24 protein-coding genes are annotated in these 23417 nt (G+C 60.9%); 8 read left to right on the top strand and 16 right to left on the bottom strand.

Going from position 1 to position 23417, the window contains the following annotated elements:
• The first annotated feature begins 51 nt into the window (after positions 1-51).
• Positions 52-594 carry a gamma carbonic anhydrase family protein gene (locus tag G5315_RS20110; RefSeq protein ID WP_421333868.1) on the top strand — a complete coding sequence of 181 codons (543 nt, stop codon included), beginning with the start codon at positions 52-54 and terminating at the stop codon, positions 592-594.
• Positions 595-679: 85 nt separating this feature from the next.
• Here G5315_RS20110 and polA read toward each other — a convergent pair whose 3' ends face one another.
• A complete protein-coding gene (gene polA / locus G5315_RS20105; protein WP_421333866.1) occupies positions 680-3445 on the bottom strand; it encodes a DNA polymerase I in 2766 nt (921 codons plus the stop codon).
• Positions 3446-3845: 400 nt separating this feature from the next.
• On the opposite strand from polA, the gene elbB reads away from it, so the two are divergent.
• Positions 3846-4496 carry an isoprenoid biosynthesis glyoxalase ElbB gene (gene elbB, locus G5315_RS20100; protein WP_227341734.1) on the top strand — a complete coding sequence of 217 codons (651 nt, stop codon included), beginning with the start codon at positions 3846-3848 and terminating at the stop codon, positions 4494-4496.
• Between the two features lie 77 nt (positions 4497-4573).
• On the opposite strand, the gene G5315_RS20095 is transcribed toward elbB, so the two are convergent.
• The 4 genes from G5315_RS20095 to G5315_RS20080 form a co-directional block, all read right to left on the bottom strand.
• Positions 4574-4783, bottom strand: a complete 210-nt coding sequence (locus tag G5315_RS20095) for a cell division protein ZapB (RefSeq protein ID WP_005342050.1) — start codon at positions 4781-4783, stop codon at positions 4574-4576.
• Between the two features lie 246 nt (positions 4784-5029).
• Positions 5030-6310: a hypothetical protein gene (locus G5315_RS20090; RefSeq protein WP_421333864.1), complete on the bottom strand. Its 1281-nt coding sequence runs from the start codon at positions 6308-6310 to the stop codon at positions 5030-5032.
• Positions 6311-6330: 20 nt separating this feature from the next.
• The gene (gene cysE / locus G5315_RS20085) at positions 6331-7110 is read right to left on the bottom strand and encodes a serine O-acetyltransferase (protein ID WP_005339552.1); all 780 of its coding nucleotides are present in this window, start codon (positions 7108-7110) and stop codon (positions 6331-6333) included.
• An 8-nt stretch (positions 7111-7118) separates the two neighbouring features.
• Positions 7119-8030 carry a cation diffusion facilitator family transporter gene (locus G5315_RS20080; protein ID WP_421333862.1) on the bottom strand — a complete coding sequence of 304 codons (912 nt, stop codon included), beginning with the start codon at positions 8028-8030 and terminating at the stop codon, positions 7119-7121.
• Positions 8031-8115: 85 nt separating this feature from the next.
• On the opposite strand from G5315_RS20080, the gene G5315_RS20075 reads away from it, so the two are divergent.
• From G5315_RS20075 to trmL, 3 genes are all read left to right on the top strand, one after another.
• The gene (locus tag G5315_RS20075) at positions 8116-8811 is read left to right on the top strand and encodes a response regulator (protein WP_216952361.1); all 696 of its coding nucleotides are present in this window, start codon (positions 8116-8118) and stop codon (positions 8809-8811) included.
• Entirely contained in the window at positions 8793-10163 is a 1371-nt protein-coding gene (locus G5315_RS20070) for an ATP-binding protein (RefSeq protein WP_421333861.1), read from the top strand. The genes G5315_RS20075 and G5315_RS20070 overlap by 19 nt, the downstream gene beginning before the upstream one ends.
• Before the next feature lie 74 nt (positions 10164-10237).
• On the top strand, positions 10238-10702 hold the full coding sequence (gene trmL / locus G5315_RS20065) for a tRNA (uridine(34)/cytosine(34)/5-carboxymethylaminomethyluridine(34)-2'-O)-methyltransferase TrmL (RefSeq protein ID WP_005339545.1): 465 nt from the start codon (positions 10238-10240) through the stop codon (positions 10700-10702).
• Positions 10703-10715: 13 nt separating this feature from the next.
• Here trmL and dinF read toward each other — a convergent pair whose 3' ends face one another.
• The 4 genes from dinF to lexA all read right to left on the bottom strand — a co-directional run bounded on the left by dinF (position 10716) and on the right by lexA (position 14239).
• Positions 10716-12077, bottom strand: coding sequence for an MATE family efflux transporter DinF (gene dinF, locus G5315_RS20060; protein ID WP_368194933.1), 1362 nt, complete (start codon positions 12075-12077; stop codon positions 10716-10718).
• Between the two features lie 2 nt (positions 12078-12079).
• Positions 12080-12706, bottom strand: a complete 627-nt coding sequence (locus tag G5315_RS20055) for an SCO family protein (RefSeq protein ID WP_005357419.1) — start codon at positions 12704-12706, stop codon at positions 12080-12082.
• Between the two features lie 209 nt (positions 12707-12915).
• Positions 12916-13131, bottom strand: a complete 216-nt coding sequence (locus G5315_RS20050; RefSeq protein ID WP_019446524.1) for a hypothetical protein — start codon at positions 13129-13131, stop codon at positions 12916-12918.
• Positions 13132-13615: 484 nt separating this feature from the next.
• On the bottom strand, positions 13616-14239 hold the full coding sequence (gene lexA, locus G5315_RS20045; protein ID WP_005339540.1) for a transcriptional repressor LexA: 624 nt from the start codon (positions 14237-14239) through the stop codon (positions 13616-13618).
• A 204-nt stretch (positions 14240-14443) separates the two neighbouring features.
• Between lexA and plsB the strand changes: the two genes are divergently transcribed.
• Entirely contained in the window at positions 14444-16867 is a 2424-nt protein-coding gene (gene plsB / locus G5315_RS20040; protein WP_019446525.1) for a glycerol-3-phosphate 1-O-acyltransferase PlsB, read from the top strand.
• A 69-nt stretch (positions 16868-16936) separates the two neighbouring features.
• Here plsB and ubiA read toward each other — a convergent pair whose 3' ends face one another.
• Together ubiA and G5315_RS20030 are read right to left on the bottom strand one after the other, a co-directional pair.
• Complete coding sequence (gene ubiA / locus G5315_RS20035; RefSeq protein ID WP_005339536.1) at positions 16937-17806, bottom strand: 4-hydroxybenzoate octaprenyltransferase; 870 nt, start codon at positions 17804-17806, stop codon at positions 16937-16939.
• Entirely contained in the window at positions 17803-18339 is a 537-nt protein-coding gene (locus G5315_RS20030) for a chorismate--pyruvate lyase family protein (protein ID WP_139398996.1), read from the bottom strand. Before G5315_RS20030 ends, ubiA begins: the two co-directional genes overlap by 4 nt.
• A gap of 145 nt (positions 18340-18484) precedes the next feature.
• On the opposite strand from G5315_RS20030, the gene G5315_RS20025 reads away from it, so the two are divergent.
• Together G5315_RS20025 and G5315_RS20020 are read left to right on the top strand one after the other, a co-directional pair.
• Positions 18485-18925 carry a flagellar basal body-associated FliL family protein gene (locus tag G5315_RS20025; RefSeq protein ID WP_216952370.1) on the top strand — a complete coding sequence of 147 codons (441 nt, stop codon included), beginning with the start codon at positions 18485-18487 and terminating at the stop codon, positions 18923-18925.
• A gap of 112 nt (positions 18926-19037) precedes the next feature.
• Positions 19038-19202, top strand: coding sequence for a hypothetical protein (locus G5315_RS20020; RefSeq protein WP_216952372.1), 165 nt, complete (start codon positions 19038-19040; stop codon positions 19200-19202).
• An 18-nt stretch (positions 19203-19220) separates the two neighbouring features.
• Here the strand turns inward: G5315_RS20020 and G5315_RS20015 are convergent, their stop codons facing one another.
• The 5 genes from G5315_RS20015 to waaF form a co-directional block, all read right to left on the bottom strand.
• On the bottom strand, positions 19221-19553 hold the full coding sequence (locus tag G5315_RS20015) for a DUF2799 domain-containing protein (protein ID WP_040069401.1): 333 nt from the start codon (positions 19551-19553) through the stop codon (positions 19221-19223).
• A 137-nt stretch (positions 19554-19690) separates the two neighbouring features.
• Positions 19691-19816: a hypothetical protein gene (locus G5315_RS20010; RefSeq protein ID WP_005339521.1), complete on the bottom strand. Its 126-nt coding sequence runs from the start codon at positions 19814-19816 to the stop codon at positions 19691-19693.
• A gap of 74 nt (positions 19817-19890) precedes the next feature.
• Positions 19891-20871, bottom strand: a complete 981-nt coding sequence (locus tag G5315_RS20005) for an MDR family oxidoreductase (RefSeq protein ID WP_111901316.1) — start codon at positions 20869-20871, stop codon at positions 19891-19893.
• 93 nt (positions 20872-20964) lie between these two features.
• Positions 20965-22230, bottom strand: coding sequence for a lipid IV(A) 3-deoxy-D-manno-octulosonic acid transferase (gene waaA / locus G5315_RS20000; protein ID WP_421333858.1), 1266 nt, complete (start codon positions 22228-22230; stop codon positions 20965-20967).
• Position 22231: 1 nt separating this feature from the next.
• On the bottom strand, positions 22232-23266 hold the full coding sequence (waaF, locus tag G5315_RS19995; RefSeq protein ID WP_421333856.1) for a lipopolysaccharide heptosyltransferase II: 1035 nt from the start codon (positions 23264-23266) through the stop codon (positions 22232-22234).
• Between the last annotated feature and the right edge of the window lie 151 nt (positions 23267-23417).

Genomic DNA, 23417 nt, shown 5'->3' with positions numbered 1-23417 from the left:
CACAGAAACCGCCTCCAGGTTGCTAGAATGGCCGAAAACAAGGAGGCCAAGATGGACTTGCGACTGAGACCTTACAAAGGAAAACGCCCGCAATTGGGCAAACGGGTATATGTAGACCCCTGTGCCACCCTGGTGGGCGATATCGAGCTGGGTGACGATGCCAGCATCTGGCCCATGGTGGCGGCACGGGGGGATGTGAATCATATCCGTATCGGTGCCCGCAGCAACATTCAAGACGGCACCGTGCTGCACCTGACTCGCAAGAGCGCCAGCAATACGACCGGCTATCCGCTGCTGATCGGTGAAGATGTCACTGTGGGTCACAAGGCAATGTTGCACGGCTGCACCATCGGCAACCGGGTGCTGGTCGGCATGGGCGCCATTCTGCTTGATGGCGTCGTGGTTGAAGATGATGTGATGATCGGCGCAGGTTCGCTGGTGCCACCGGGCAAGCGACTCGAATCGGGCTTTCTATATATAGGTAATCCCGTCAAACAGGCTCGCCCGCTCAAACCTGCCGAGATCGCCTTTCTCAAAACCTCGGCTGACAACTATGTCCTGCTCAAGGATGAGTATCTGCAAGAGACCTCATAGGGCAGGCAGAAACAGGAAGCCCGGCATGATGCCGGGCTTCGCTTCTTATATAGCTATATAGCCGTGCAGAACGGCTGACCGGAAATCAGTGGGCCTGATCCCAGTTGTCACCGGAACCCGCTTCCACCAGCAGCGGCACATGCAGTTCGGCAGCGGCCGACATCTTCTCCTTGATGATGGCGATGTACTCCTCCAGCTTCTCTTCGCGGATCTCGAACACCAGTTCATCGTGTACCTGCATCAGCATGCGGATCGACTCATCCTCGATACCGCGGATCCAGCTATCCACGTTGATCATGGCGCGCTTGATGATATCGGCGGCCGTGCCCTGCATCGGGGCGTTGATGGCGGCCCGTTCGGCAGCCTTGCGCAGACCGGCGTTGCGGGACTTGATATCCGGCAGATAGAGGCGACGACCAAACAGGGTCTCGACATACCCCTGGGCTTCCGCCTGCTGACGGGTGCGCTCCATATACTCCAGCACGCCCGGGTAGCGCTCGAAGTAGAGATCCATGTACTTCTGCGCTTCGGCACGACCGATCCCCAGCTGCTTGGCCAGACCGAAGGCACTCATGCCGTAGATAAGGCCGAAGTTGATCGCCTTGGCGCTGCGGCGCATGTCGCTGGTGACCGCATCGAGCGCCACGCCGAACACCTCGGCGGCAGTCGCCTTGTGGATGTCCTTGCCCTCGGCAAAGGCGGTCAGCAGCCCCTTGTCACCGGAAAGGTGCGCCATGATGCGCAGCTCGATCTGGGAGTAGTCCGCCGCCACCAGCTTGTAACCGGCGCTCGGAATAAAGGCCTGACGGATCCGGCGCCCCTGCTCGTTGCGCACCGGGATGTTCTGCAGGTTGGGATCAGATGATGACAAACGGCCCGTAGCCGCTACCGCCTGATGATAGGAGGTGTGCACCCGCCCGGTCCGGGGCTTGATCATCAGCGGCAGCTTGTCGGTGTAAGTGGACTTGAGCTTGGCCAGACCGCGATGTTCCATCAGCAGTTGCGGCAGCTCATAGGTCTCCGCCAGCTCGGCCAGCACCTCTTCTGCGGTGGACGGCGCCCCCTTGGGGGTCTTTTTGATGATCGGCAGCCCCAGCTTGGTGAAGAGGATCTCCCCCAGCTGCTTGGGCGAGGAGAGGTTGAACTCCTGCCCGGCCAGCTCATGGGCCTGCTTCTCCAGCTCCGCCAACCGCAGCTCGATCTCCTGGCTCTGCTGGTACAGCAGCTTGGGATCTATGGTGGTGCCGAGCAACTCCATCCGCGCCAATACCGGCAGCAGGGGCAGTTCGATCTCGCTGAATACCTTGGCAAGGCCCGGCACGGCTTCCAGCTGATCCCACAGGGTCTGGTGCAAGCGCAAAGTGATATCGGCATCTTCCGCCGCATAGGGAGCGGCCTGCTCCAGCTCGATCTGGTTGAAGGTGAGCTGTTTCACTCCTTTGCCCGCAATATCTTCAAAGGAGGTGGTCTCGACCCCGAGGTAACGCTTGGCCAGCGAATCCATGTCGTGGCGGCTGGCGGTGGAGTTGAGCACGTAGGACTCGAGCATGGTGTCGTAGGCAATGCCCTGCAGGTCGATATCATGGTTAAGCAGCACGTTGCGATCGTACTTGAGATTCTGCCCCACCTTGAGACGGGTCGGATCTTCCAGCAGCGGCTTGAGCTTGCCGAGCACCACGGCCTCGCTCAGCTGTACCGGCGCCCCCAGATAGTCATGGCCAAACGGCACATAAGCAGCCTTGCCCGGCTCAACCGCGAAGGAGACGCCAACAATCCGTGCCTCCATATAGTCGAGACTGGTGGTTTCGGTATCGAAGGCAAACAGCGGTGCCGCTTTCAACTGTTCCAGCCAGCCGTCAAACTCGGCTTCGTCCAGAATGCAGCGGTAGTCGGTTTCGATGGCGGCAACCGGAGCAGCGCTCTCATCGCCAGCTTCGTCCTGTCCGGCGCTCTCGCTCCCCTCTTCACCACCGGATTCCAGCTCCTTGATCAGGTTGCGCAGCTCGTATTCGCGATAGACCGCCAGCAGGGACTCCTTGTCGACCGGCTTGAGCAACAGCTCTTCCAGACTCTGTTCCAGCTCGACATCGGTCTTGATAGTCGCCAGTCGATAGGAGAGACGAACCTGCTCCTCCTGCTCGCGGAACTTGTCGGCAAAGGCCTTGGAGCCACGAAAGCCGAGCGCGGCCACCTTGTCCAGATTGGCGGCAATCTCGTCGATGCTGCCAATCCCCTGCAGCAGGGCCAGTGCGGTCTTCTCGCCGACACCGGTCATGCCGGGAATGTTGTCGACCTTGTCACCCATCAGGGCCAGATAGTCGATAATGAGCTCGGGCGGTACGCCAAACTTCTCGATCACCCCTTCCCGATCGGTCTTCACATCTTTCATGGTGTCGATCAGGGTGACATGGTCGGAGACCAGCTGTGCCATATCCTTGTCACCGGTGCTGATCAGCACCGGCAGCTGCTTCTCGGTCGCCTGGCGGGCCAGGGTGCCGATCACGTCGTCGGCCTCCACCCCCTCCACCATCAGGAAGGGGAAACCCATCGCCTTGATCATCTGGTGGATAGGGGCAACCTGGCTGCGCAGATCGTCCGGCATGCTGGCGCGGGTCGCCTTGTACTCGGGATAGATGTCGTCGCGGAAGGTCTTGCCCTTGGCATCAAACACCACGGCCACATGACAGTCAGGATATTGCTTGCGCAGGCTGCGCATCATGTTGGCCATGACACGGACGGCGCCGCTCGGCAAACCGGTCGATGTGCGCAGATCAGCCTGCTGGGAGGCGAAGAAGGCGCGGTAAAGATACGAGGAGCCGTCGACCAGAATAAGGGGGTTGCTAGGGGCCATGAAATCGTCCTGCCAGAGATAAACAGCCGCTAGGATGCCACAGGGCCCCCCTCACACCAAGGGGCGCAGCAACAGCACACAGCGCCTGATAAAGGGACTCAATCTGTGGATAACTCTGTGTTCAAAAATGGGGCGCATCAGAGTGCACAGTGATAAAACTGTGCATAAGAATATAAAAAGCCATTAAAAACAATGAATTGAGATCGCAAAAACCGATCGAGAGACAGTTGGAATGATCTCGATCAATGTGGAAAAAGATTTAAGGGAGTAGGTACGGCAGGATCCAAAACGAAACAATCCTAGCACAGCAAGATGACTTGACCAGCAGATGGCGAGCGATAACCATACAAAAGTACAACAATCCATCTTGGCTCACATTTTCAACAACGAGGAGTTTGCCATGAAAAAAGTGGCCGTGATTTTGAGTGGCTGCGGTGTCTTTGACGGAGCCGAAATCCATGAGGCCGTCATCAGCCTGCTGGCGCTGGCCCGTCAGGGAGCCGCCGTCCAGTGCTTCGCCCCGAACGTGGCGCAGCTCCATGTCATCAACCACCTGACCGGTGAAGTGAGCAAGGGAGAGAGCCGCAACGTGTTGGTCGAAGCGGCCCGCATCTGCCGTGGCCAGATCAAGGATGTGGCCGAGCTGGATGCGGTAGATTATGACGCCCTGCTGGTGCCCGGCGGCTTTGGCGCTGCCAAAAACCTGTGCGACTTCGCAATCAGGGGCGCCGAATGCCAGATCCAGCCCGATGTGCTGAAAGCGTGCCAGAGCTTTGCCAAAGCCAATAAACCGGCCGCCTATATCTGCATCGCGCCCGCCATGATCCCGCTGATATATGGTGCTGGAACGCTGGCGACCATCGGCCATGACGAGGGTACCGCCAACGCCATCGAGGAGATGGGTGGCAGCCATCTCAACTGCCCGGTCAACGAATTCGTGGTGGATCAGGAGCGCAAGGTGATCTCCACCCCCGCCTACATGCTGGCCAACAACATAGTCGAAGCCGCGGACGGCATCGAGAAGACAGTCAAACAACTGCTGGCGCTGTAATTCCCATCCCGCCAAAACAAAAATAGACGGGCCGCTCATAGAGCGGCCCGTTTTCAATTCTGCCTGAAGGCGATGAATTAGATGGTTTCGCCCATCTGATCCATTTTACCCAGCAGGGCACGCAGACGCTCCTGCCATGCAGCGTGCTCGTTACGCAGCTGATGGTTCTCGTCTTGCAGCTTGCTGTTCTGTTCTTTCAGCTCGTCCAGCTCCATCTTCAGCAGGGAGATGTTGTCGACAGCGGATTGTACTTTGGATTCGAGTTGCTCAAGGACTTCTAGTGACATATGCATACCTGTTTGTTCAATTGCGATGCCCCACAGAGGGCGATTCAAGCGCGTGGAGCCAGCATACCCCGAGCCTATCGGCACAAACAAGCCAGTGCGCTGTAAAATGCGCCTTCCATAGATGTATTGTCTAAATATGCGTCTATTTTTCTCGCATCCTGCGCCCGAGCCGCGACAACACTCTAAACCGTACCTAAAAAGCGCCGCTACCAACGCATCATTGATGCCATCCTGATGGCACGGTCGCTATCCATGCAAGGCGATATAAGCCCCCAGCAACAGACAGGCGACCACATACATCAGCAGGCCGTAAAGCAGGTTCCAGCGCAGGATCAGCCCGGCACTGAGGTTGTAACGGGAGGCCAGCGCCAGATTGGATCCGGAGAGCGGACTGGTGCCGGTGGCAAGCCCCCATCCCAGCAGGAAACACATACCGAGCAGGCTGGGATCCGGCGCCAGCGGCCAGAGCAGTGGCGCCAGCCCGGAGATACTGATGAGCGGATGTACCCCGACGATGGCCACCAGCAGGATCAGCAGCAGAGTGAGGGATGCCTCCAGCCAGCCAAAGTGATTGAACAGCGGCAAGCCGTGACCGGAGCCAAGATCGATGACCGACAGCGCGCTGTTGATGCCTGCCGCCAGCAAACCGGCCCCCAGAAACAGCACCAGCTGACCACCGATGGCGGGGAAGCGCTCCACCACCTGCCGCTTGAGGGCCGCCTTGCGCCCGACCCTCGGCATAAAGAGCAGCGCCAGCAGCGGGGCCACCAGCGCGATCACCGCCAGAATGCCGAGCTGGGGCCAGATCTGCTTGATGAGCAGCACCAGCAGCGCCAGCGTGACCGGCAACCCCAGTGTCTGCAGCCGCTGCGGATAACCGGCAAAATCGGCCACTCCGATCCGCTCCACCTGCCAGGCGGTCAGCCCCATCGCCAGCAAGGCGGCGAGGATCCCGAACGGCAGAATATGGGAGAGTTGCAAACCCGGCGCATAGGTCAGTGCTACCGCCATGGCGACAAAGAAGGGTGACCAGAAGGCGGCGGCACAGAAGATCCGGCTCAGTACCATCACCTGACGCCGCTCCAGGGTGCCATTGCGCTCCAGCCGATCGCCGATGATAAAGAGCACCGAGAGGTTGATGACCGCCCCCAGCAGATTGAGGCTGGCCATGGTGCTCCACAGCCCTTTGCGCCCGGTCCATGAGGTGGTGCCGGTCAAGAGACCCGAGGTGGCAAGGTTGAGGGTGCTCACCGCGGCAAACATGGTGAGCATATTGATGTTGGGCAGCAGCCAGTCACCGGCGGTGAGGGTCGCTCCCCGCCACCAGGAGAAGAAGAGCAGCAACAGCGCCGCGCCATACAGGGCCAGCGCCTGCCGCTTGGCGGCCCCCACCAGCCAGGGCCAGGTGAGCAGTGACGCCCCCCAGGCCGCCATGGCCGCTGGCCAGGGGGAGAGCCCCAGATAGAGATGAAGCAGGTTGAGCAGCCACATCCCCAAAATCAGATAACCCGACCAGCGTTTGGCCATCGACTACTCCGGCCGGGAGATCAGAGACACTGATCCATATCCAGTGAAGGCTTGTCGCACTCCGGACGGCCGACGATCTTGGCGGGTACGCCAGCAACCGTGGTATGAGGTGGCACCGGGTTGATCACCACGCTGCCGGCGCCGATTTTGGCACCCACGCCCACTTCGATATTGCCGAGCACCTTGGCGCCCGCCCCTATCATCACCCCTTCGCGGATCTTGGGGTGGCGATCGCCGCTCTCCTTGCCGGTACCACCGAGGGTCACGCTCTGCAGGATGGAGACATCATCTTCAATCACCGCCGTCTCGCCGACCACTATGCCGGTGGCATGGTCAAACATGATCCCCTTGCCGATGCGGGCGGCCGGGTGCACATCCACCCCGAACACCACCGAGATCTGGTTCTGCAGATAAAGAGCCAGCGAGCGGCGCCCCTGACGCCACAGCCAGTTGGCGACCCGATACCCCTGCAGGGCATGGAACCCCTTGAGGTAGAGCAGCGGGGTGGAGAAGAGGTCGACCGCAGGATCGCGCTCCTGCACGGCGCAGATGTCGGCCGCCACTACCGTCAGCAGCTCGGGCTCGCTGCGCAGGGCTAGCTCGATCACCTCGCGCAGGGCGATGGCGGGCATGGTGGCGCTGTCGAGTTTGTTGGCCAGCTGGAAGCTCAGCGCCGAACGCAGATTCTTGTGATTGAGAATGGTGGAGTGGAAGAAGCTGGCCAGCATCGGCTCCTGGGCCGCCATGCACTCCGCTTCTTGCTGAATTTTGTGCCAAGTTTTGGCAACCAGTTCATCCATGTTGCAGCCTACTGTTGTTCTGGGTGAGGGCTCTGTTGTTCTTTTGTCAGCACCGAGATGGGGTCCATGTGGATGATGACATCCATCCGCTCGAATGCCTGGCGAACCGCCAGTTCGGCTTCATCGGCGATCTGATGGGCCTTGACCAGGGGGATCTGATCATCCAGTTCCAGATGCAACTGTACGAATCGGGTCGGCCCGGATTGACGGGTGCGCAGGTCATGTACGCCGTGTACCCCTTCGACGGCGCAGCAGAGGGCCATTATTCTCGCTTGTTCTTCCGCTGGCAACTGACGATCGAGCAGGGCCTGCACCGACTCGTAGCCGATATGTCCCGCCCCCCACAACAGGAACAACCCGATCAGGATGGCAAACAGGCCGTCAGCCCAGTACCCCCCCTGCCCCGCCAGCACCAGCGCCAGCAAGACACCGGCGTTGAGCAGCAGATCGGAGCGGTAGTGCAACATGTCCGCCTTGATGGCCACGCTGTTGGTCTTGCGAATAACGAAACTCTGGAAACTGACCAGCAGCAGGGTCAGCACAATGGAACCGCCACTAACCCAGAGACCCGCCTCTAACCGTTCAATAGGTGCCTGTTTGAGCAGGGAGGAGATGCCGTGCATCACCAGCAGCAATGCGGAACCGGAGATAAAGGCCGACTGGATCAGCCCCGCCAGAGACTCCGCCTTGCCGTGACCGAAGCGGTGTTCATCATCGGCGGGGGCCAGCGCATAGCGAATGGCCAGCAGGTTGATGATGGAGGCACTCACATCCATAAAAGAGTCGGTGAGCGACGCCAGCAGGGTCGACGAGTCGGTCATCAGCCAGGCGATCAGTTTGCCGATGATGAGCAGGGTGGCAGTCGTGACGGCCGCCATGCTGGCAAAGGTAACCCAACGGGAATATTGTTGATGGCTCAAAACCGGCTTTCCTCTGGCGATGAAAAACTTATTATACCCTGACCCCGGCGTCAGTTTGGCGCGAAAATCTGCGGAATAACACCCGATGAACAGAATACTCCTAGTCGACGACGATCTTGAATTGACCCAGCTGCTCACCGAAATTCTGACCCTGGAAGGATTTCAGGTCACGGTCGCCGAGGATGGTGAAGAGGGGCTGCAACGGCTGGCGGAGCAGGGCTTCGATCTGGTGCTGCTGGACGTGATGATGCCCAAACTCAACGGCTTTGCCATGCTGACCAAGCTGCGCAAGACCCATGAAACCCCGGTGCTGATGTTGACCGCTCGTGGCGACAGCCAGGATCGGGTTAACGGTCTGGAAGCGGGTGCCGACGACTATCTGGCCAAGCCGTTCGACGATCGGGAGCTGCTGGCCCGGGTTCGCGCCATCCTGCGCCGTACCCAGAGTGCCCCGCCCCAGCGTGGCAGCTCCTCCGACGAAGTGCACTTCATGGATATCGTGCTGCAACCCGGCCTGCAGCAGGCCCGCTGCGGCGTACAACTGCTGGAGCTGACCGCCACCGAATTCGGGCTGCTGGAGTGCCTGCTGCGCAATCCCGGCCAGATTGTCAGCAAGAGCCACCTCTCCGAACAGGTGCTTGGCAAGAAGCTGGAGCCCTTCGATCGGGCCATCGACATGCACCTGAGCAACCTGCGCAAGAAGCTGCCGGACCGCAGTGATGGCCAGCCCCGCTTCAAAACCGTACGGGGGCGCGGTTACCTGTGGCTAGAGCAAGAATAAAGAGTACCAGCTCCCTCAACGGCATATCGACCCACATCTTCCTCTGGTTCTGGTTCATGCTGCTGGTGATGCTGGCCGCCGTGATCAGCCTGCCCACTCTGGATCCTCGCAACCAGATCCCGCTGCCGACCCATGAGGCGGTGCGAATGCAGAAAAATGTGCAGGCCCTGCTCAACGCTGCCGATCCGAATCAGGATTTCGATCTGGCCAAAACGATGGACAAGATCGCCATGCTCCCGGTGGACAATGTCTACCTGCGCGACGAGAGGGGGCAGATCCAGTCCACCACCCATCCGCGCAAGTTTGTGGTGCGCTTTATGGTGGACGCCGATGACCCGGCCAAACCCATGCTGGGCAACGAGGATCGCAAGGCGATCGCTGGTCCCTTCCTGATGGAGCACCGCGGCCATCGCTATCACGTCTATTTCGGCCTCAATGCCGAGAACCCCTACCTGTTCCTGTTCATACAGGTGCTGGATCACCCGATCCGCATTCTGGGCATCTCGATGCTGGTCAGCACCCCGCTCTGCCTGCTGCTCGCCTGGCGGCTGACCCGCCCCATCCTGCAGTTGCAGAAGTCGGTCTCCCAACTGGCGGCTGGCAATCTGGAGGTACAGATCCCCAACCTGGGACGGGGCGACGAGATCGGCCAGCTGGCGGATAACGTCAGCCGCATGGTGGAGACACTCAAGAGCATGATCCAGAAGCAGAAACAGCTGCTTTCCGATATCTCCCACGAGCTGCGCAGCCCCCTCACCCGGATGCAACTGGCGCAGGCGCTGATCCGCCGCAAGCAGGGTGACAGCGCCGAGCTGGCGCGGATCGAATCGGAGATCGGACGGCTGGACAAGCTGATCGGCGATCTGCTGGATCTGTCGCGGGTGCAGCAGCATGTGGAGGCACCGGTGGTACAGCCGCTGGCCGACCTGCTGGAGCCCATCCTCGAAGATGCCATGTTCGAGGCAAACCAGAGCGGCAAACAGCTCAGACTGCCGCCACTGCCCGCAGAGTCGATCCAGATGTGGCCCGAGCTGTTGGCCCGGGCGGTGGAGAACCCCCTGCGCAACGCCCTCAAATATGCCCGCGAGTTCATCAAGGTGGACTGGTATCGGGAGGGACTGGAGTGGGTGATGACCATTCGGGATGACGGCCCCGGGGTGCCTGACGAGCAGCAGGCGCTGCTGTTCCAGCCCTTCTTCCGGGTCGATGATGCCCGCAACGCCAAGACTGGCGGCACCGGGCTGGGGCTGGCGATCGCCTCGGAGGCGATCCAGCGCCACGGCGGTACCATTGCGGCCAGCAACAATCACCCGACCGGGCTGACCATCACCATCCGCTTGCCCATCGCCTGATCCTTTTCATCCGGACGGGCGCTGGGTATGCTGGCGCCCCTTCTTGGCTTTACATCTCTTTGCAGGAGCTCGTCATGCTCGATATCGTCCTCTACCAGCCGGAAATTCCGCCCAACACCGGCAATATCATCCGGCTTTGCGCCAATACCGGTTACCGGCTCCATCTGATCGAGCCGCTGGGATTTGAGTGGGATGACAAGCGGGTAAAGCGGGCGGGACTCGACTATCACGAATTTGCCGAGGTGAAGCGCTGGCCAAGCTATGAGGCTTTTCTTGCTGCCGTGGCACCCAAGCGGGTGTTTGCCTGCACCACCAAGGGCCGCACCGCGCACTCGGCAGCACAATATGCCCTTGGCGATGCCCTGCTGTTTGGCCCGGAGAGTCGCGGCCTGCCCATCGAGATCATCGAGAGCCTGCCATTCGAGCAGCGGCTACGCATCCCTATGGTGCCCCAGAGCCGCAGCATGAACCTCTCCAACGCGGTGTCTGTGTTCGTCTACGAGAGCTGGCGCCAGCTCGGCTACGACGGCGCCATGTAAGCGCCACCGATGATCAGTGGCGGGCGTCGAGCAGATGCCCGCTGCGCTCCAGCCGCCAGCAAGTGACCCCCAGAGACAGACCGCGCCCCACCATCAGCGCCGCCATCGCCGCCCATAACGCGGCTACGCCCCACGACTGACAGAGCCACCAGATCGGGAAGAAGCCGCCAAACGCGGCCAGCAACATGCTGTTGCGCATCTCCTTCGCCCGGGTCGCCCCGATAAAGACACCATCCAGCAGGAAACACCAGACCGCCAACAAGGGCATGGCGATCAGCCAGGGAAGCTGATGATTTGCCTCCGCCACCACGGCCGGAATGTCGGTGATATAGCCGATAAGTTGGGCACCAAAGAGGGCAAACACCAGGGTAAAACCACTGGCAATGAGGGCGGCCCAGCCCAGATTGAGCACGATGGCCTCCCGCAGTTTCTGCCGATCCCGCTGACCGATGGCTCGCCCTACCATGGCCTCCACCGCATAGGCAAAACCATCGAGCCCATAGGAGATGAGCATCAGGAAGTTGAGCAGCACCGCATTGGCGGCCACCGCCACATCCCCCAGCCGCGCCCCTTGCAGAGTCATGAAGGCGAAGCAGAGCTGCAAACAGAGGGAGCGCAGGAAGATATCGCGGTTGAGACCGAGCAGCCGCACCATGGGCGCAAGCTGCCGCCAGCGCTGCCAACCATCCTGCCACACCGTCGGCGCCAGTTGCCGCAGCTGACGGCGTACCAGCCAGATACCGACTGCCAGCGCGCAGTAGTCCGCCATGACCGAGGCCGCCGCCACACCCCGCACCTGCCAGCCGAGCCCCAGCACAAACAGGGCATCGAGCGCCATGTTGACCAGATTGGTGAGGATCAACATCACCATGGGGCTGCGGGCATCCTGCATCCCCAACAGCCAGCCCATGACCACCAGATTGCAGAGCGCCGCCGGAGCGCTCCAGATCCGCACCGCCACATATTGGCCCGCATAGAGCTGCACCTCGGGCGAGCCGCCACTCAGGGCGATCAGTCGTGGCAACAGGGGGAAGAGCAACAACAGCAGCGCCAGGCCAAGAGCAATGGCCAGCCCCAGCGCCCGCAGCAGGGTATCGAGCTGGGCACGACCATCGGCGGCGCCGTGCGCCTGCGCCGTCAGCCCGGTGGTCGACATCCGCAAAAAGCCGAGCAGCCAGAAGATGAGGTTGATCAGGGTCGCACCGACCGAGACGCCCCCCAGAAACCAGGCCTGACCGAGATGACCGATCACCCAGGTGTCCACCAGCCCCAGCAAGGGGGTGGTGATATTGGAAAAAACCATGGGCAGAGCGAGCGCAAAGACGGCGCGGTGGCGAGAGGGATCTCGCCACCAGGAGGCAACAGCTGGGGTCACGCTCAGTGGCCTGTCAGCTTCAGGATGCGGGCGAAGTCAGAGAGCATGGTGGCCATCTGCACCCGTGGTACCTGACCCGGCGCCACCTGCGGGCGGAATACCGCCTGCAGCTTGCCCTTGGGATTGATGAGCACGATGGAGGCGGAGTGATCGATCAGGTAATCCTTCTCCCCCTGATTGGCGATGGAGTAGATCAGCCCCAGATTGCGCACGAACGGGAACAGCTTGTCGTGGGGGGCAGTGGCCGCCTTGAACTCGGGATTGAAGAAGGCGGTATAGGTCTTGAGACGTGGAATATCATCACGCTGGGGATCCGCCGAGATAAACACCACCTGACTGTCGGGCGCCATCTTCTTCAGTTGGTCATAGACGGAACGCATATCTGCCAGGGTGGTGGGGCAAATATCGGGGCAGAAGGTGTAACCGACAAACAGGAAGGTCCAGTGCCCCTTAAGGTTGGCAGGAGTGAACGGCTGGTTGTCCGCATCGGTAAAGGCGAAATCATTGATGTCCCGCCCCGCCGGATAATAATCGGCCTGTTCCGGCTGCTCTGGCTGCGTGGCGTAGAACACCAGGATCAGGCAGGCTGTCAGCAGCAGAAAGAGCAAGGGATAGCGGAGCTTCATCATAACAAGAGACCCTTTCAGTTCGAGGCAGATGGCCAGCAGTGACCGGACAAGAGGGGGCATTGTACCCCAGCGAGCCGCCAAGGTGGTTCAACCTTGTGCAACGCCCTGTCAGGAGTCGACCATTTGGCATAATTAATCGCCAGTTGCGGCCATAAAAAAACCGGCCCCCTCGGGTGCCGGTTATGGATGGATTTGTTTGTCTCTTCTGCTCAGGGGCGAGCGTTGCGTCCCTGCTGCAACATCTTGCCGATGGCCCGCACGCCGATGGGAATCACGGGGGCCAGCCAGCCCTCTTCCCCCTGGCGATCGCCATGACCACGCTTGAACAGCAATACCAGACGCACCACCTTCTCTTTCGGGCATCCCAGCCAGAGCGTCCAGTGCGAACCACGATGGTGCAGCCAGAGACCGTAAAACCAGGTCATCCGGCTACCTTTGACGAAACGGGTGATTGACGATTCCGCTGGCGCAGCCCCAGCCTCTGAATCCCATGGCGATCTTGATGCCATACCAGTCCTCCTTGACCGACAGGTCATGTTGCTTCGTCGGCCTGAACTGGGAACAGGCCCGTCACGACTATCTGCAACCATTACGAGTGGTCCCCTTTGCCTGACAAGGTTCGGGATCTCCCCACTCCCCCTTCATATCCCGTGAAGGTGTACTGCCCGATTCTCGTTGTTACCGGCCCTCCCGTACCGACGCATTGTGATGGTCAGAGGGAGGTGCCAAGCCCAGTCTCGGCGACAGGGCACTGATCTGAGCATATATCTGAAATGGATGATTGGTAGCCGGTCGCACAGGACAAAAATGCCGCCGCCGATGATCTGTTTGATATGACAGGGAAAGTGCACCAGAAACAGCACGGCCTCCCGAAGGAGGCCGTGTGGCAAACGCAGTTGGCGGGGATGATTACATCCAGTCGGCGTTGCGGATTACTCCGACCGCCAGCCCTTCGATGGTGAGCTGCTGGCAGGAGAGATCCACCTCGATGGGGGAGAGCTCTTCATTTTCCGGCAGCAGCCATACCTGACTGCCCTTGCGCTGGAAGCGCTTGACGGTGACATCCTCATCGAGACGGGCGACCACTACCTGACCGTTGCGCACCTCCTGGGTCTTGTGCACCGCCAGCAGATCGCCATCCAGAATGCCGATGTTCTTCATGCTCATCCCCTGTACCCGCAGCAGAAAATCTGCGCGCGGATGGAACAGGGCGGGATCAACCTGATAGTGGCTTTCGATATGCTCCTGAGCCAGGATAGGTTCACCGGCAGCGACCTTGCCGATGAGCGGCAGGCCGCTCTCTTCCAGCACCTCTTCCTCTTCGAGCAACAGGCGAATGCCGCGGGACGTGCCCGGCATGATCTCGATGACCCCTTTTTTGGCCAGGGCCTTCAGATGTTCTTCGGCCGCATTGGCCGACTTGAAACCAAGCTTCTGGGCAATCTCGGCACGAGTCGGCGGCATACCGGTCTCGCTCATGTTCACCTTGATCAGCTCCAGCACTTCGGCCTGGCGGGGGGTAAGGGGTTTCATAGAATTGGCACCTGTCTTTTTATACAGCACACTGGCAGTATATACAGTGCAGTGGCCAAGGCAAGGCGCAGCTGACATTTGTCGCAACCAACCCCTCATTTACTGCTGTTTTGATCCTGCGCAGCCGACTCATCGTACCTCTCGGCGACAAGGGGCTGTCGATTTGCTATGCTCACGCCGCATTTTTTTGGAGAGCAGACGCACATGTCCCTAGGACAGAAGATTTCCAGAGCCATCTTGCAATGGCCGGTCAGCGGCTTGGTCAATCACAAGAGCCTGCCGGAAAATCCCATCACAGAACTCAATCTGGATCCGGCCAGACCCATCGTCTATGCCCTGAAAACCAGTTCGATCACCGACCTGATGACCTTGCAGCAGTGCTGCGAGGATCTCGGTCTGCCCGGTCCCTTCACGCCGCTGGAACTGAATGGCCAGCTGCTGCCGCGCTATGTCTGTCTGGATCGTCCGCCTCCCCTGTTTGGCAAACGCAGCAAACCGCTCCCCTTCCTGCAGGAGTTCCACCAGCTGCTGGATCTGCACAAGCAGGATCCCGAGCTGGATATCCAGGTAGTGCCCGTCACCCTGTTCTGGGGCCGCGCTCCGGGTCGGGAAGGGGAAGAAGCCTCCGGCCTCAACATCATCAGCAGCCTGGCGCCGAACCGGCTGAAGAAGGCGCTTATCGTGATCCTCAAGGGTCGCGAGAATCTGGTGCGCTTCTCGCCGCCGCTCTCCCTGCGCTACATGGCCGACAAGCACGGCACCGACGAGGCCATCGCCCACAAGCTGGCACGAGTGGCCCGTACCCACTTCAGCCGCCAGCAGCTGGCTGCCACCGGCCCGAAACTGCCGAACCGCAACCTGCTGTTCAAGCAGTTGCTCGACTCCGCGGTGATCCAGCAGGCGATTGAAGAGGAGGCCCAGCGCGAGGGGATCAGCCTCGAGAAGGCGCAAAAGCGCGCCCATGGCTACATGGACGAGATCGCCTCCAACTTCTCTTACCGTCTAATCCGCCTGGGCGAGAGCTTCCTCGGCTGGCTGTGGAACAAGCTCTACCGCGGTTTGTCGGTCAATGGCGCCGAGAAGGTACGCCAGTTGGCGCAGGAAGGGCACGAGATCGTCTACGTCCCCTGCCACCGCAGCCACATGGACTACCTGCTGCTCTCCTACGTCATCTACCACCAGGGGATGGTGCCGCCCCATATCGCGGCAGGCATCAACCTCAACTTCTGGCCGGCGGGCCCGATTTTCCGCCACGGCGGTGCCTTCTTCATTCGCCGCACCTTCAAGGGCAACCCGCTCTACAGCACGGTATTCCGGGAATACCTCAACCTGCTGTTTGCCAAGGGTTACTCGGTAGAGTTCTTCACCGAAGGTGGTCGCTCCCGTACCGGTCGCCTGCTACCGCCCAAGACCGGCATGCTGGCGATGACCCTGCAGGCAATGATGCGCGGGCTGGACAGGCCGGTCACTCTAGTGCCGGTCTATCTGGGCTACGAGCACGTGATGGAGGTGAACACCTACCACAACGAGCTCAAAGGGAGCCGCAAGGAGAAGGAGAGCTTCCTGCAGGTGCTCGGCATCCTGCGCAAGCTGCGTAACTACGGCCGTGGCTTCGTCAACTTCGGCGAACCGCTGACCCTCAACAGCTACCTGAGCGAACATATTCCCGACTGGAAAAAGCACATCGGGGAAGAGGAGCGTCCGGAGTGGATGGCGGGCACCGTCAACAATCTGGCCGAACTGCTGATGACCCGCATCAACGGCGCTGCCGCGGTCAACGGCCTGACCCTGAGTGCGCTGGCGCTGCTGGCCGCCGAGCGCCACGCCCTGACCCGCGACGAGTTGCAGGCCCAGCTCAACACCTATCTGGATCTGCTCAAGGCGGTGCCCTACAGCCCGCAGAGCACCATTCCGGATGAGGATGCCAAGACCCTGCTGGATCAGGCGATGGAGCTCAACAAGTTCGAGGTGAGCGAGGACAAACTGGGGCAGATCATCAGTCTGGACCGCTATCAGGCGATCCTGCTGACCTACTACCGCAACAACATCCTCCACCTGTTCGCCATGCCCTCTCTGGTGGCGGCATTGATCGAACGGTGCGAAGGGATCTCCCGCAGCGAGATCATGGCCCGTTGCATCGACATCTATCCGCTGCTCAAGACCGAGCTGTTCCTGCGTTATGAAGAGGAGGAGCTGCCGGCGCTGGTCGACAGCCTGCTCGACGCGCTGCAGACCCAGCAACTGATCGAGACCCGCGATGACGGCTACTGGGTCAATCCGGCCAACCAGATGCGCCTGCTGCTGCTGGCGGAGAGCATTCAGGAGACCCTGCAACGCTACGCCATCGTGCTGACCCGGGTGCTGGCCCAGCCCCATATCGAGGCGGAGCAGCTGGAGGCGGATGGCCTGATGATGGCAGAGCGCCTCGGCACCCTGCACGGCATCAACGCCCCCGAGTTCTTCGACCAGAAGCTGTTCAGCACCCTGATCCACACCTTGCGCAAGGAGGGCTACCTCTCCCCCGAGTGCAAGCCGGATCTCGGCCGCTTCCAGGCGCTGGCAGACAACATAGTGCCGCTGCTGAGCAACAAGATCCGCCGCACCATTCAGGCAGGCAATCAGCTCTAATCTGCAACGCAAACAAAGAAGGCCGCATGATGCGGCCTTCATTTTTATCGGAGTCTGCGCGGGAACATGTCACGCCAGCAGGTAGTCAAGCACCAGACCGGCAAACACCAGCGCCCCCACATAGTTGTTGTTGAGAAACGCCTGGAAGCAGGCTTCCCGCTGCCGCTCGCGAATGAGCCGCTGCTGATAGACAAACAGCACCGCCGCCCCCAGCAATCCCCAGTAATACCAGCCCCCCAGCGTCATCAGTTGCCCGACCGCCAGCAACAGCAGCAGCGTCGATAGTTGCAATGCGCCGATGATCCGTTTGTCGTAACGACCAAACAGGATGGCGCTGGATTTGAGGCCGATCTTGAGGTCGTCATCCCGATCCACCATGGCGTACTGGGTGTCGTAAGCCACGGTCCAGAGCAGGTTGGCGAAGAAGAGCAGCCAGGCCACCAGCGGCAGGGCATCCGCCTGGGCCGCATAGGCCATCGGGATCGACCAGGAGAAGGCCATCCCGAGCACCAGCTGGGGGTTCGAGATAAAGCGCTTCATGAAGGGGTAGCTCACCGCCAGCAGCAGGGCGACAAACGACAGGCCGATGGTGAGCGGATTCATGGTCAGCACCAGACCAAACGAAATAAGCGCCAGCACGAAGAAGAGCGCCAACACCTCCCACGGCTTGACTCTGCCCGTGGGCAAGGGGCGACCAGCGGTGCGTTTGACATGGCCGTCGAAGTTGCGATCCGCATAGTCGTTGATCACGCACCCTGCCGAGCGCATCAGAAAGACGCCGACCACAAACACGGTCAGCACCCAGAGATTGGGCAGGCCACCAGCGGCCAGCCAGAGCGCCCACAGGGTTGGCCACAGCAGCAGCAGAGTGCCTATGGGTTTGTCGACGCGGGCCAACTGCATATAGGCAAGTCCCCGCTCCTTGGTTAACAGATTCACTCCAACTCCTTGTCACAGACGAGAGAGGGCAGAAACAGCTCGTGCACCAGCAGTGGCCACTGCCCCAGAAACAGACGGGAACGACGCCCCCAGACAGTGGCGGCCGGGCAACGGGGATTGGCGGCAATATCGAAACGGGCCAGCTGCAGATAATCGCGGCGGGCAGGCTCATGGCCAAATACCCGCTCACCCAGCGGCTGCTCGCCAAGCTCGGCAATGCCGCTCCCTTGCAATGCGTCATCGGCAAACAGGGTCCAGCCCAGCACGGCGGGCCCACGATCCCCGTGCAGGATCACCTCGCGGCAGGTACCGGCCGGCGAGGCCGAATCCACCAGCCACTGCTCATCGGCAGTAAGGGCGACCGGGTGATTGCCCAGCCACTCCACCGAAAAGTGGCGATTGTGCTGACGCAGACGCCGGGTCATGGAGCCGGGCTCCAGCAGCCAGGGGCGCAAGCTGGCGGGCAATTCGCAACATTCGGGGGCCAGCCACCCGCTTAACGGCGTGAGGGGAACAGTCAACTCGGACTTCACAGCTTCACCATCCAGAGATTTCCGTGTTCAGGTTAAAATCCGGTTTATTATCCGTAAATCAATAGCGAAATGTAAGAACATCCGTGCTTGACGGCCCCGATGGCAACATCAAAAATGGGTTATCTCTTGCTGATGAGCCATCTATATGAAGATATTCAAAATTCTGCTGGTGTTGTTACTGAGCTGTGGTGCGCTGCATGTACAAGCCTCATCCGAAGAAGAGCCGCCCGCAGAGGGAGAAGAAGCAGCCGCAGCCGCCAAGCCGGGCTTTTCCTACCACGCGCTCGACCCCGACATCATCACCAACTACCTGAGCAACGGCAAAACCCTCGGTTATGTCCGAGTCACGGTGGAGCTAATGGCGGAAAACGAAGCCGACCTCAAGCTGCTGGAGCAGCATGACCCGCTGATCCGAGATACCATCATTCGTTTGATGGGCAGCAAGAGCGCCGAGCAGATCAAATCCCTGGTCAGCCGTGAAGAGTTGCGCAAGGAGTGCGAAACCAAGGTCAACGAACTGCTGGTCAAAGAGACTGGCAAGAAAGCGGTGCGCGAGCTTATCTTCACCAAGTTCCTCTACCAGTAATCCCTCCCGAAACAATCGCTTATTGGCATAGCGGCCAATAAGCGAGCTTTACCGATTCACTCGAAATGAAAATCGATTACAATACGGCCGTCGAGTCTTAGAGGTAGTCGTTATGGGCAGCAAGACCCTGTGTGAGTGGCGTCGCCACGAGATCCCCACTGATCTCAAAGCGTTGCGCAAAATTGTTCGCAAGCCGAAATTCGTCTGCGGCAAGTGCGCCCGCAGCGCCAATGACAAGGGTTACCTCTGCCTGCCACTCCGCTTGAAAGAGGAGTAACCCCTCACGGTCAGGGCGTTATTGATCGGTCCACCCCTGACGCCCCTGTTCGAACAATCTGCGTGCCTGGGTATCATTCGGGCAAACGCCGCGATACTCCTCGCCTGAGCGGCCAGCCAGATAGAGGTGCTCTGGGCGGCAATACCATGCCAATCCCTTCTGATGTCCCTGCTTCCACAGTTCAGGATCCACCTTCTTGCCACATTGCCCCTGATGGAACTCGATCCGCTCGGTGGTGAAGCCCAGCTTGCCATCCGCCTCCCCCACCTCACTCCACACCTTCTCGCAGGGATCATCGTTGGAGACACAGCCACCCAGCAGGGCAGCCAACAATATGATGGTGAGTCGCATAGTCATCCTTGAGCGTCATTTGGGCAGTTCATTCTACCCAGCGGCCCGCCCCTGACCAAGGGCGAACGCTCAGCCATGTGAGCGCGGCAAAAAAATCAGGCGGGCCCAAAGCCCGCCTGTTCGTTCAATGCCGTGGTTCACTGGTCATCGAAAGTGTCATCATCCTGCCAGCTTTCATCTTCCCACTGATCCAGCTCTTCTTCCCAGGAATCCGGCTCCCAATCATCATCAGAGGAGTCGTAATCCGGCTTGTGTCCACCCATCTTCACTCTCCTTGGATAGTTCACCCGCACTCCAATTTTATCCGGAATTGTCGGGCTCGCCAGTCAGAGAGAGTTCAAAGTTTGACCAAGGTGCGACCTGCGATCTGGCCTTGCGTGATGGCCTCGGCGGCCTCCACTACCTGCTCCAGCCCAATCTCGGTGACCGCCTGTTCAAAGAAGCTGGCGGGCAGATCCCGTGCCAGTCGCTGCCACGCCAGTTGACGACGTTCAAACGGGCACATCACCGAATCGACCCCCTGCAGCCGCACATTGCGCAGGATGAAGGGCATCACACTGGTCGGCAGATCGAAACCGCCCGCCAACCCACAGGCTGCCACGGCGCCGCCATAGTTCATCTGAGCCAACAGTTTGGCCAGCACCTGACTGCCGACGGTGTCGATGGCACCGGCCCACAGCTGCTTCTCCAGCGGTTTGGCAGGCACCAGCAGCTCGCTGCGCGGCACGATGCGGCTGGCACCCAACGCAGTGAGCATGGCGCCCTGCTCTTCGGGACGACCGGTCAGCGCAGCCACCTGATAGCCAAGGGCTGCCAGCAGGGCAACCGAGGTGGAGCCCACGCCGCCAGCAGCGCCGGTGACCAGCACCTCGCCGCTTTCGGGAGTAATGCCCGCCTCTTCCAGTGCCAGCACGCAGAGCATGGCGGTGAGACCGGCGGTACCGATGCACATGGCCTGCCGTTCATCCAGCCCGGCGGGCAACGGCACCAGCCAGTCCCCCTTGACCCGCGCCTGTTCGGCCATGCCGCCCCAGTGCCCTTCGCCCACACCCCAACCGGTCAGCACCACCTTGTCGCCGGGCTGATAGCGGCTGTCGGCAGACTCAAGCACGGTGCCGGCGAAGTCGATGCCGGGCACCAGCGGCCACTGACGCACTATCTTGCCCTTGCCGGTAATGGCCAGCCCGTCCTTGTAGTTGATGGAGCTGTAAGCGACCGCTACCCGCACTTCACCTTCCGGCAACTGGCTCTCGGCCAGCCGGGTCAGAGTCGGAACAGTCTTGCCGTCTTGGTTTTCCAGTAACAGAGCCTTGAACATGGTTGCCTCTTTGATGACGTGTGAAACGGGGATCCGCTGCTTTGACGCTTTTGCAGTTGAAAATCGAGAGCCAGAGCGGTGCTCATCATGGGTTCAGTCGTTCTCCAGCGCAGTGAGGCAGTGCGAGAGGGTACGCGCCAGCGCTCCCTGATTGCGCAGCACCACGGCGCGGGCCTGCTCGCCCATCTCGCGGCGGGTGCTCTCGTCGGCAAACAGCTGGCTCACCTGCTCGCCCAGCTCGGCGGCATCGGCCACGATGGCGGCGCCCCCCTGAGCCACCAGCTGACGAGTGATATCGCTGAAGTTGAAATAGGCGGGGCCGGTCAGGCAGGGCTTGCCGAGGGCTGCCGGCTCCAGCAGGTTGTGACCGCCGATCTTCACCAGACTGCCGCCGACGAAGGCCACATCGGCCGCCGCCAGCATCAGCGGCAGCTCGCCCATGGTATCGCCGAGATAGACCTTATCCTCCGCACTCACCGCAGCACCATCAGTGCGCCGCACGCAGCCGTAAGGGGCACTCTGCTCGGCCACCCGGTCGAACCGCTCGGGGTGACGCGGCACCAGAATGAGCAGCGCATCGGGATGGCGTTTGAGCAGCAGATCGAAGGCGGCCAGCACCTGCTCGTCCTCACCTTGATGGGTGCTGGCGGCGATCCAGACCGGCCGCTCGGCGCCCAGCAGCTGGCGCAGGGCGCGACCTTTGGCCTGCACCTCGTCACCAAACTGGATGTCGAACTTGATGGAGCCGGTCACCGCCAGCCGCGAACGCTCGATACCGAGGCGGGCAAAGCGGTCGGCGTCATCCTGATGCTGACAGAGCAGATGGGTCAGCGGTCGGCTCAGGGCGTCGAAGGCGCCGTGGAAGCGGGCATAACGCTGGCAGGATCGCTCGGAGAGGCGGGCGTTGATGATGGTCACCGGCAAATGGCGCCTCTCGCAGGCGGCCAGCCAGTTCGGCCACAGCTCGGTCTCCATCACCCAGAGCGCGCGCGGCTTGAAGGTGTCGAGAAATGCCGCAATGGCCCAGGGGTAGTCGAGCGGCGCGTAGCGATGGATCACCAGATCCCCCAGCTTGGCAGCCTGATCGGCGCCGGTGCGGGTGGTGGTAGTGAGCAGGATCTGTAGATCGGGCCGCTCCACCTTGAGGGCACGAATGAGCGGCGTGATGGCCAGCGTCTCCCCCACACTCACCGCATGGATCCAGAGCGGTGCATCCTGTCCGGTGGCGGGCAACCGCCCGAGATGCTCGGCCCAGCGCTCGCCAAAGCCTGGCTTGCCCTTCTTTGGCTTGTAGAGGGCCAGCAGCGCCAGCGGCAATCCCAGGTGGATCAGCAGGTTGTAGAGCAGACGATAGGGCATCTTACTGACTCTGCTCCAGCTTCTTGCAGGCATCGACCACCTGCTCCGGTGGTAAGTCGATCAGGCACTTGAGATGACCGAACTTGCAGGTGCGCTTGAAGCAGGGGCGGCACTCGATGTCGGTGTGAACGATCTCGACCCGATCCGCCAGCGGCGGGGTGTAGAGCGGCGAGGTGGAGCCATAGACGCCCACCAGCGGCCGGTTGAGGGCGGCGGCGATGTGCATCAGGCCGGAGTCGTTGGAGATGACCCGGCCGGCCAGCGCCATCAGATCGATCGCCTCGTGCAGGCTGGTCTTGCCCGCCAGCACATGGCAGTTGGGACGAGTCAGCAGATTGACCCGATCCCGGATGGTATTGGCCACCGGCACATCCTTGTTGGAGCCGAAGATCCACACCTGCCACCCCTCGTCCAGATGCTGCTGGGCCACCACGGCATAGTGCCCTTCAGGCCAGCGCTTGGCCGGGCCAAACTCGGCACCGGGGCAGAGCACCAGCACCGGGCGGGCGCGATCCAGCCCCAGCCGCTCCAGCGCCTTGCTCTGGTTGATCAGATCGACGTGGAGCGCCGGATGCGGAATGGTCGGAATATCGGTCCGGCTCTTCATCTGCTCCTTGGGATAGGCGAGCGCCAGATAGCCCTCCACCATCAGCGGGAAGGCGGACTTGTTGCTGCGCAGGTCATTGAGCAGGCCGTAGCGGCTCTCGCCCTTCCAGCCGGTACGGACCGGAATGCGGGCAAACCAGGGGATCAGCGCCGACTTCATGGAGTTGGGCTGGACGATGGCCTGATCGTATTTTTCGGCGGCCAGCTGCTTGCCGAGGCGGCGGCGTGCCACCAGCTTGAAGTCACCGTGGCCAAGGGGCATGGTGATCGCCTTGTCCACCTCCGGCATCCGCTCCAGCAGGGCGCAGCACCAGGCAGGGGCCATCACGTGCAGCTCGCACTCGGGATGGTTGGCCTTGATCGCCTTGTAGAGACTCTGGGACATCACCATATCGCCGACCCAGGAGGGGCCGATCACCAATATTTTCATTACGCGTCTTCTCTCGGGTCTGGCCCGGCGGTTAATCATCACTGGGCGAGATTATGCCCCAAGAATGGTCGGATAAATAACAGAAGATCCTTGGTAGTCGCCTCGGCCAGCCGCCACCCGGGTCATGCCCCGGCCACGCTTTTAGGCTAGA

The organism is Aeromonas sp. 603607, from assembly GCF_049171595.1.
Lineage (GTDB): Bacteria > Pseudomonadota > Gammaproteobacteria > Enterobacterales > Aeromonadaceae > Aeromonas > Aeromonas veronii.
Note: the sequence above shows the minus strand (reverse complement) of the source record. Positions and strands in the feature narration are given on the sequence as shown.

Bases quoted from the DNA above. Each gene is read 5' to 3' on its own strand.
- G5315_RS20110 (WP_421333868.1), top strand. From the start codon at position 52: ATGGACTTGCGACTGAGACCTTACAAAGGAAAACGCCCGCAATTGGGC.
- polA (WP_421333866.1), bottom strand. From the start codon at position 3,445: ATGGCCCCTAGCAACCCCCTTATTCTGGTCGACGGCTCCTCGTATCTT.
- elbB (WP_227341734.1), top strand. From the start codon at position 3,846: ATGAAAAAAGTGGCCGTGATTTTGAGTGGCTGCGGTGTCTTTGACGGA.
- G5315_RS20095 (WP_005342050.1), bottom strand. From the start codon at position 4,783: ATGTCACTAGAAGTCCTTGAGCAACTCGAATCCAAAGTACAATCCGCT.
- G5315_RS20090 (WP_421333864.1), bottom strand. From the start codon at position 6,310: ATGGCCAAACGCTGGTCGGGTTATCTGATTTTGGGGATGTGGCTGCTC.
- cysE (WP_005339552.1), bottom strand. From the start codon at position 7,110: ATGGATGAACTGGTTGCCAAAACTTGGCACAAAATTCAGCAAGAAGCG.
- G5315_RS20075 (WP_216952361.1), top strand. From the start codon at position 8,116: ATGAACAGAATACTCCTAGTCGACGACGATCTTGAATTGACCCAGCTG.
- trmL (WP_005339545.1), top strand. From the start codon at position 10,238: ATGCTCGATATCGTCCTCTACCAGCCGGAAATTCCGCCCAACACCGGC.
- G5315_RS20055 (WP_005357419.1), bottom strand. From the start codon at position 12,706: ATGATGAAGCTCCGCTATCCCTTGCTCTTTCTGCTGCTGACAGCCTGC.
- G5315_RS20050 (WP_019446524.1), bottom strand. From the start codon at position 13,131: ATGACCTGGTTTTACGGTCTCTGGCTGCACCATCGTGGTTCGCACTGG.
- lexA (WP_005339540.1), bottom strand. From the start codon at position 14,239: ATGAAACCCCTTACCCCCCGCCAGGCCGAAGTGCTGGAGCTGATCAAG.
- plsB (WP_019446525.1), top strand. From the start codon at position 14,444: ATGTCCCTAGGACAGAAGATTTCCAGAGCCATCTTGCAATGGCCGGTC.
- G5315_RS20025 (WP_216952370.1), top strand. From the start codon at position 18,485: ATGAAGATATTCAAAATTCTGCTGGTGTTGTTACTGAGCTGTGGTGCG.
- G5315_RS20020 (WP_216952372.1), top strand. From the start codon at position 19,038: ATGGGCAGCAAGACCCTGTGTGAGTGGCGTCGCCACGAGATCCCCACT.
- G5315_RS20015 (WP_040069401.1), bottom strand. From the start codon at position 19,553: ATGCGACTCACCATCATATTGTTGGCTGCCCTGCTGGGTGGCTGTGTC.
- G5315_RS20010 (WP_005339521.1), bottom strand. From the start codon at position 19,816: ATGGGTGGACACAAGCCGGATTACGACTCCTCTGATGATGATTGGGAG.
- G5315_RS20005 (WP_111901316.1), bottom strand. From the start codon at position 20,871: ATGTTCAAGGCTCTGTTACTGGAAAACCAAGACGGCAAGACTGTTCCG.
- waaA (WP_421333858.1), bottom strand. From the start codon at position 22,230: ATGCCCTATCGTCTGCTCTACAACCTGCTGATCCACCTGGGATTGCCG.
- waaF (WP_421333856.1), bottom strand. From the start codon at position 23,266: ATGAAAATATTGGTGATCGGCCCCTCCTGGGTCGGCGATATGGTGATG.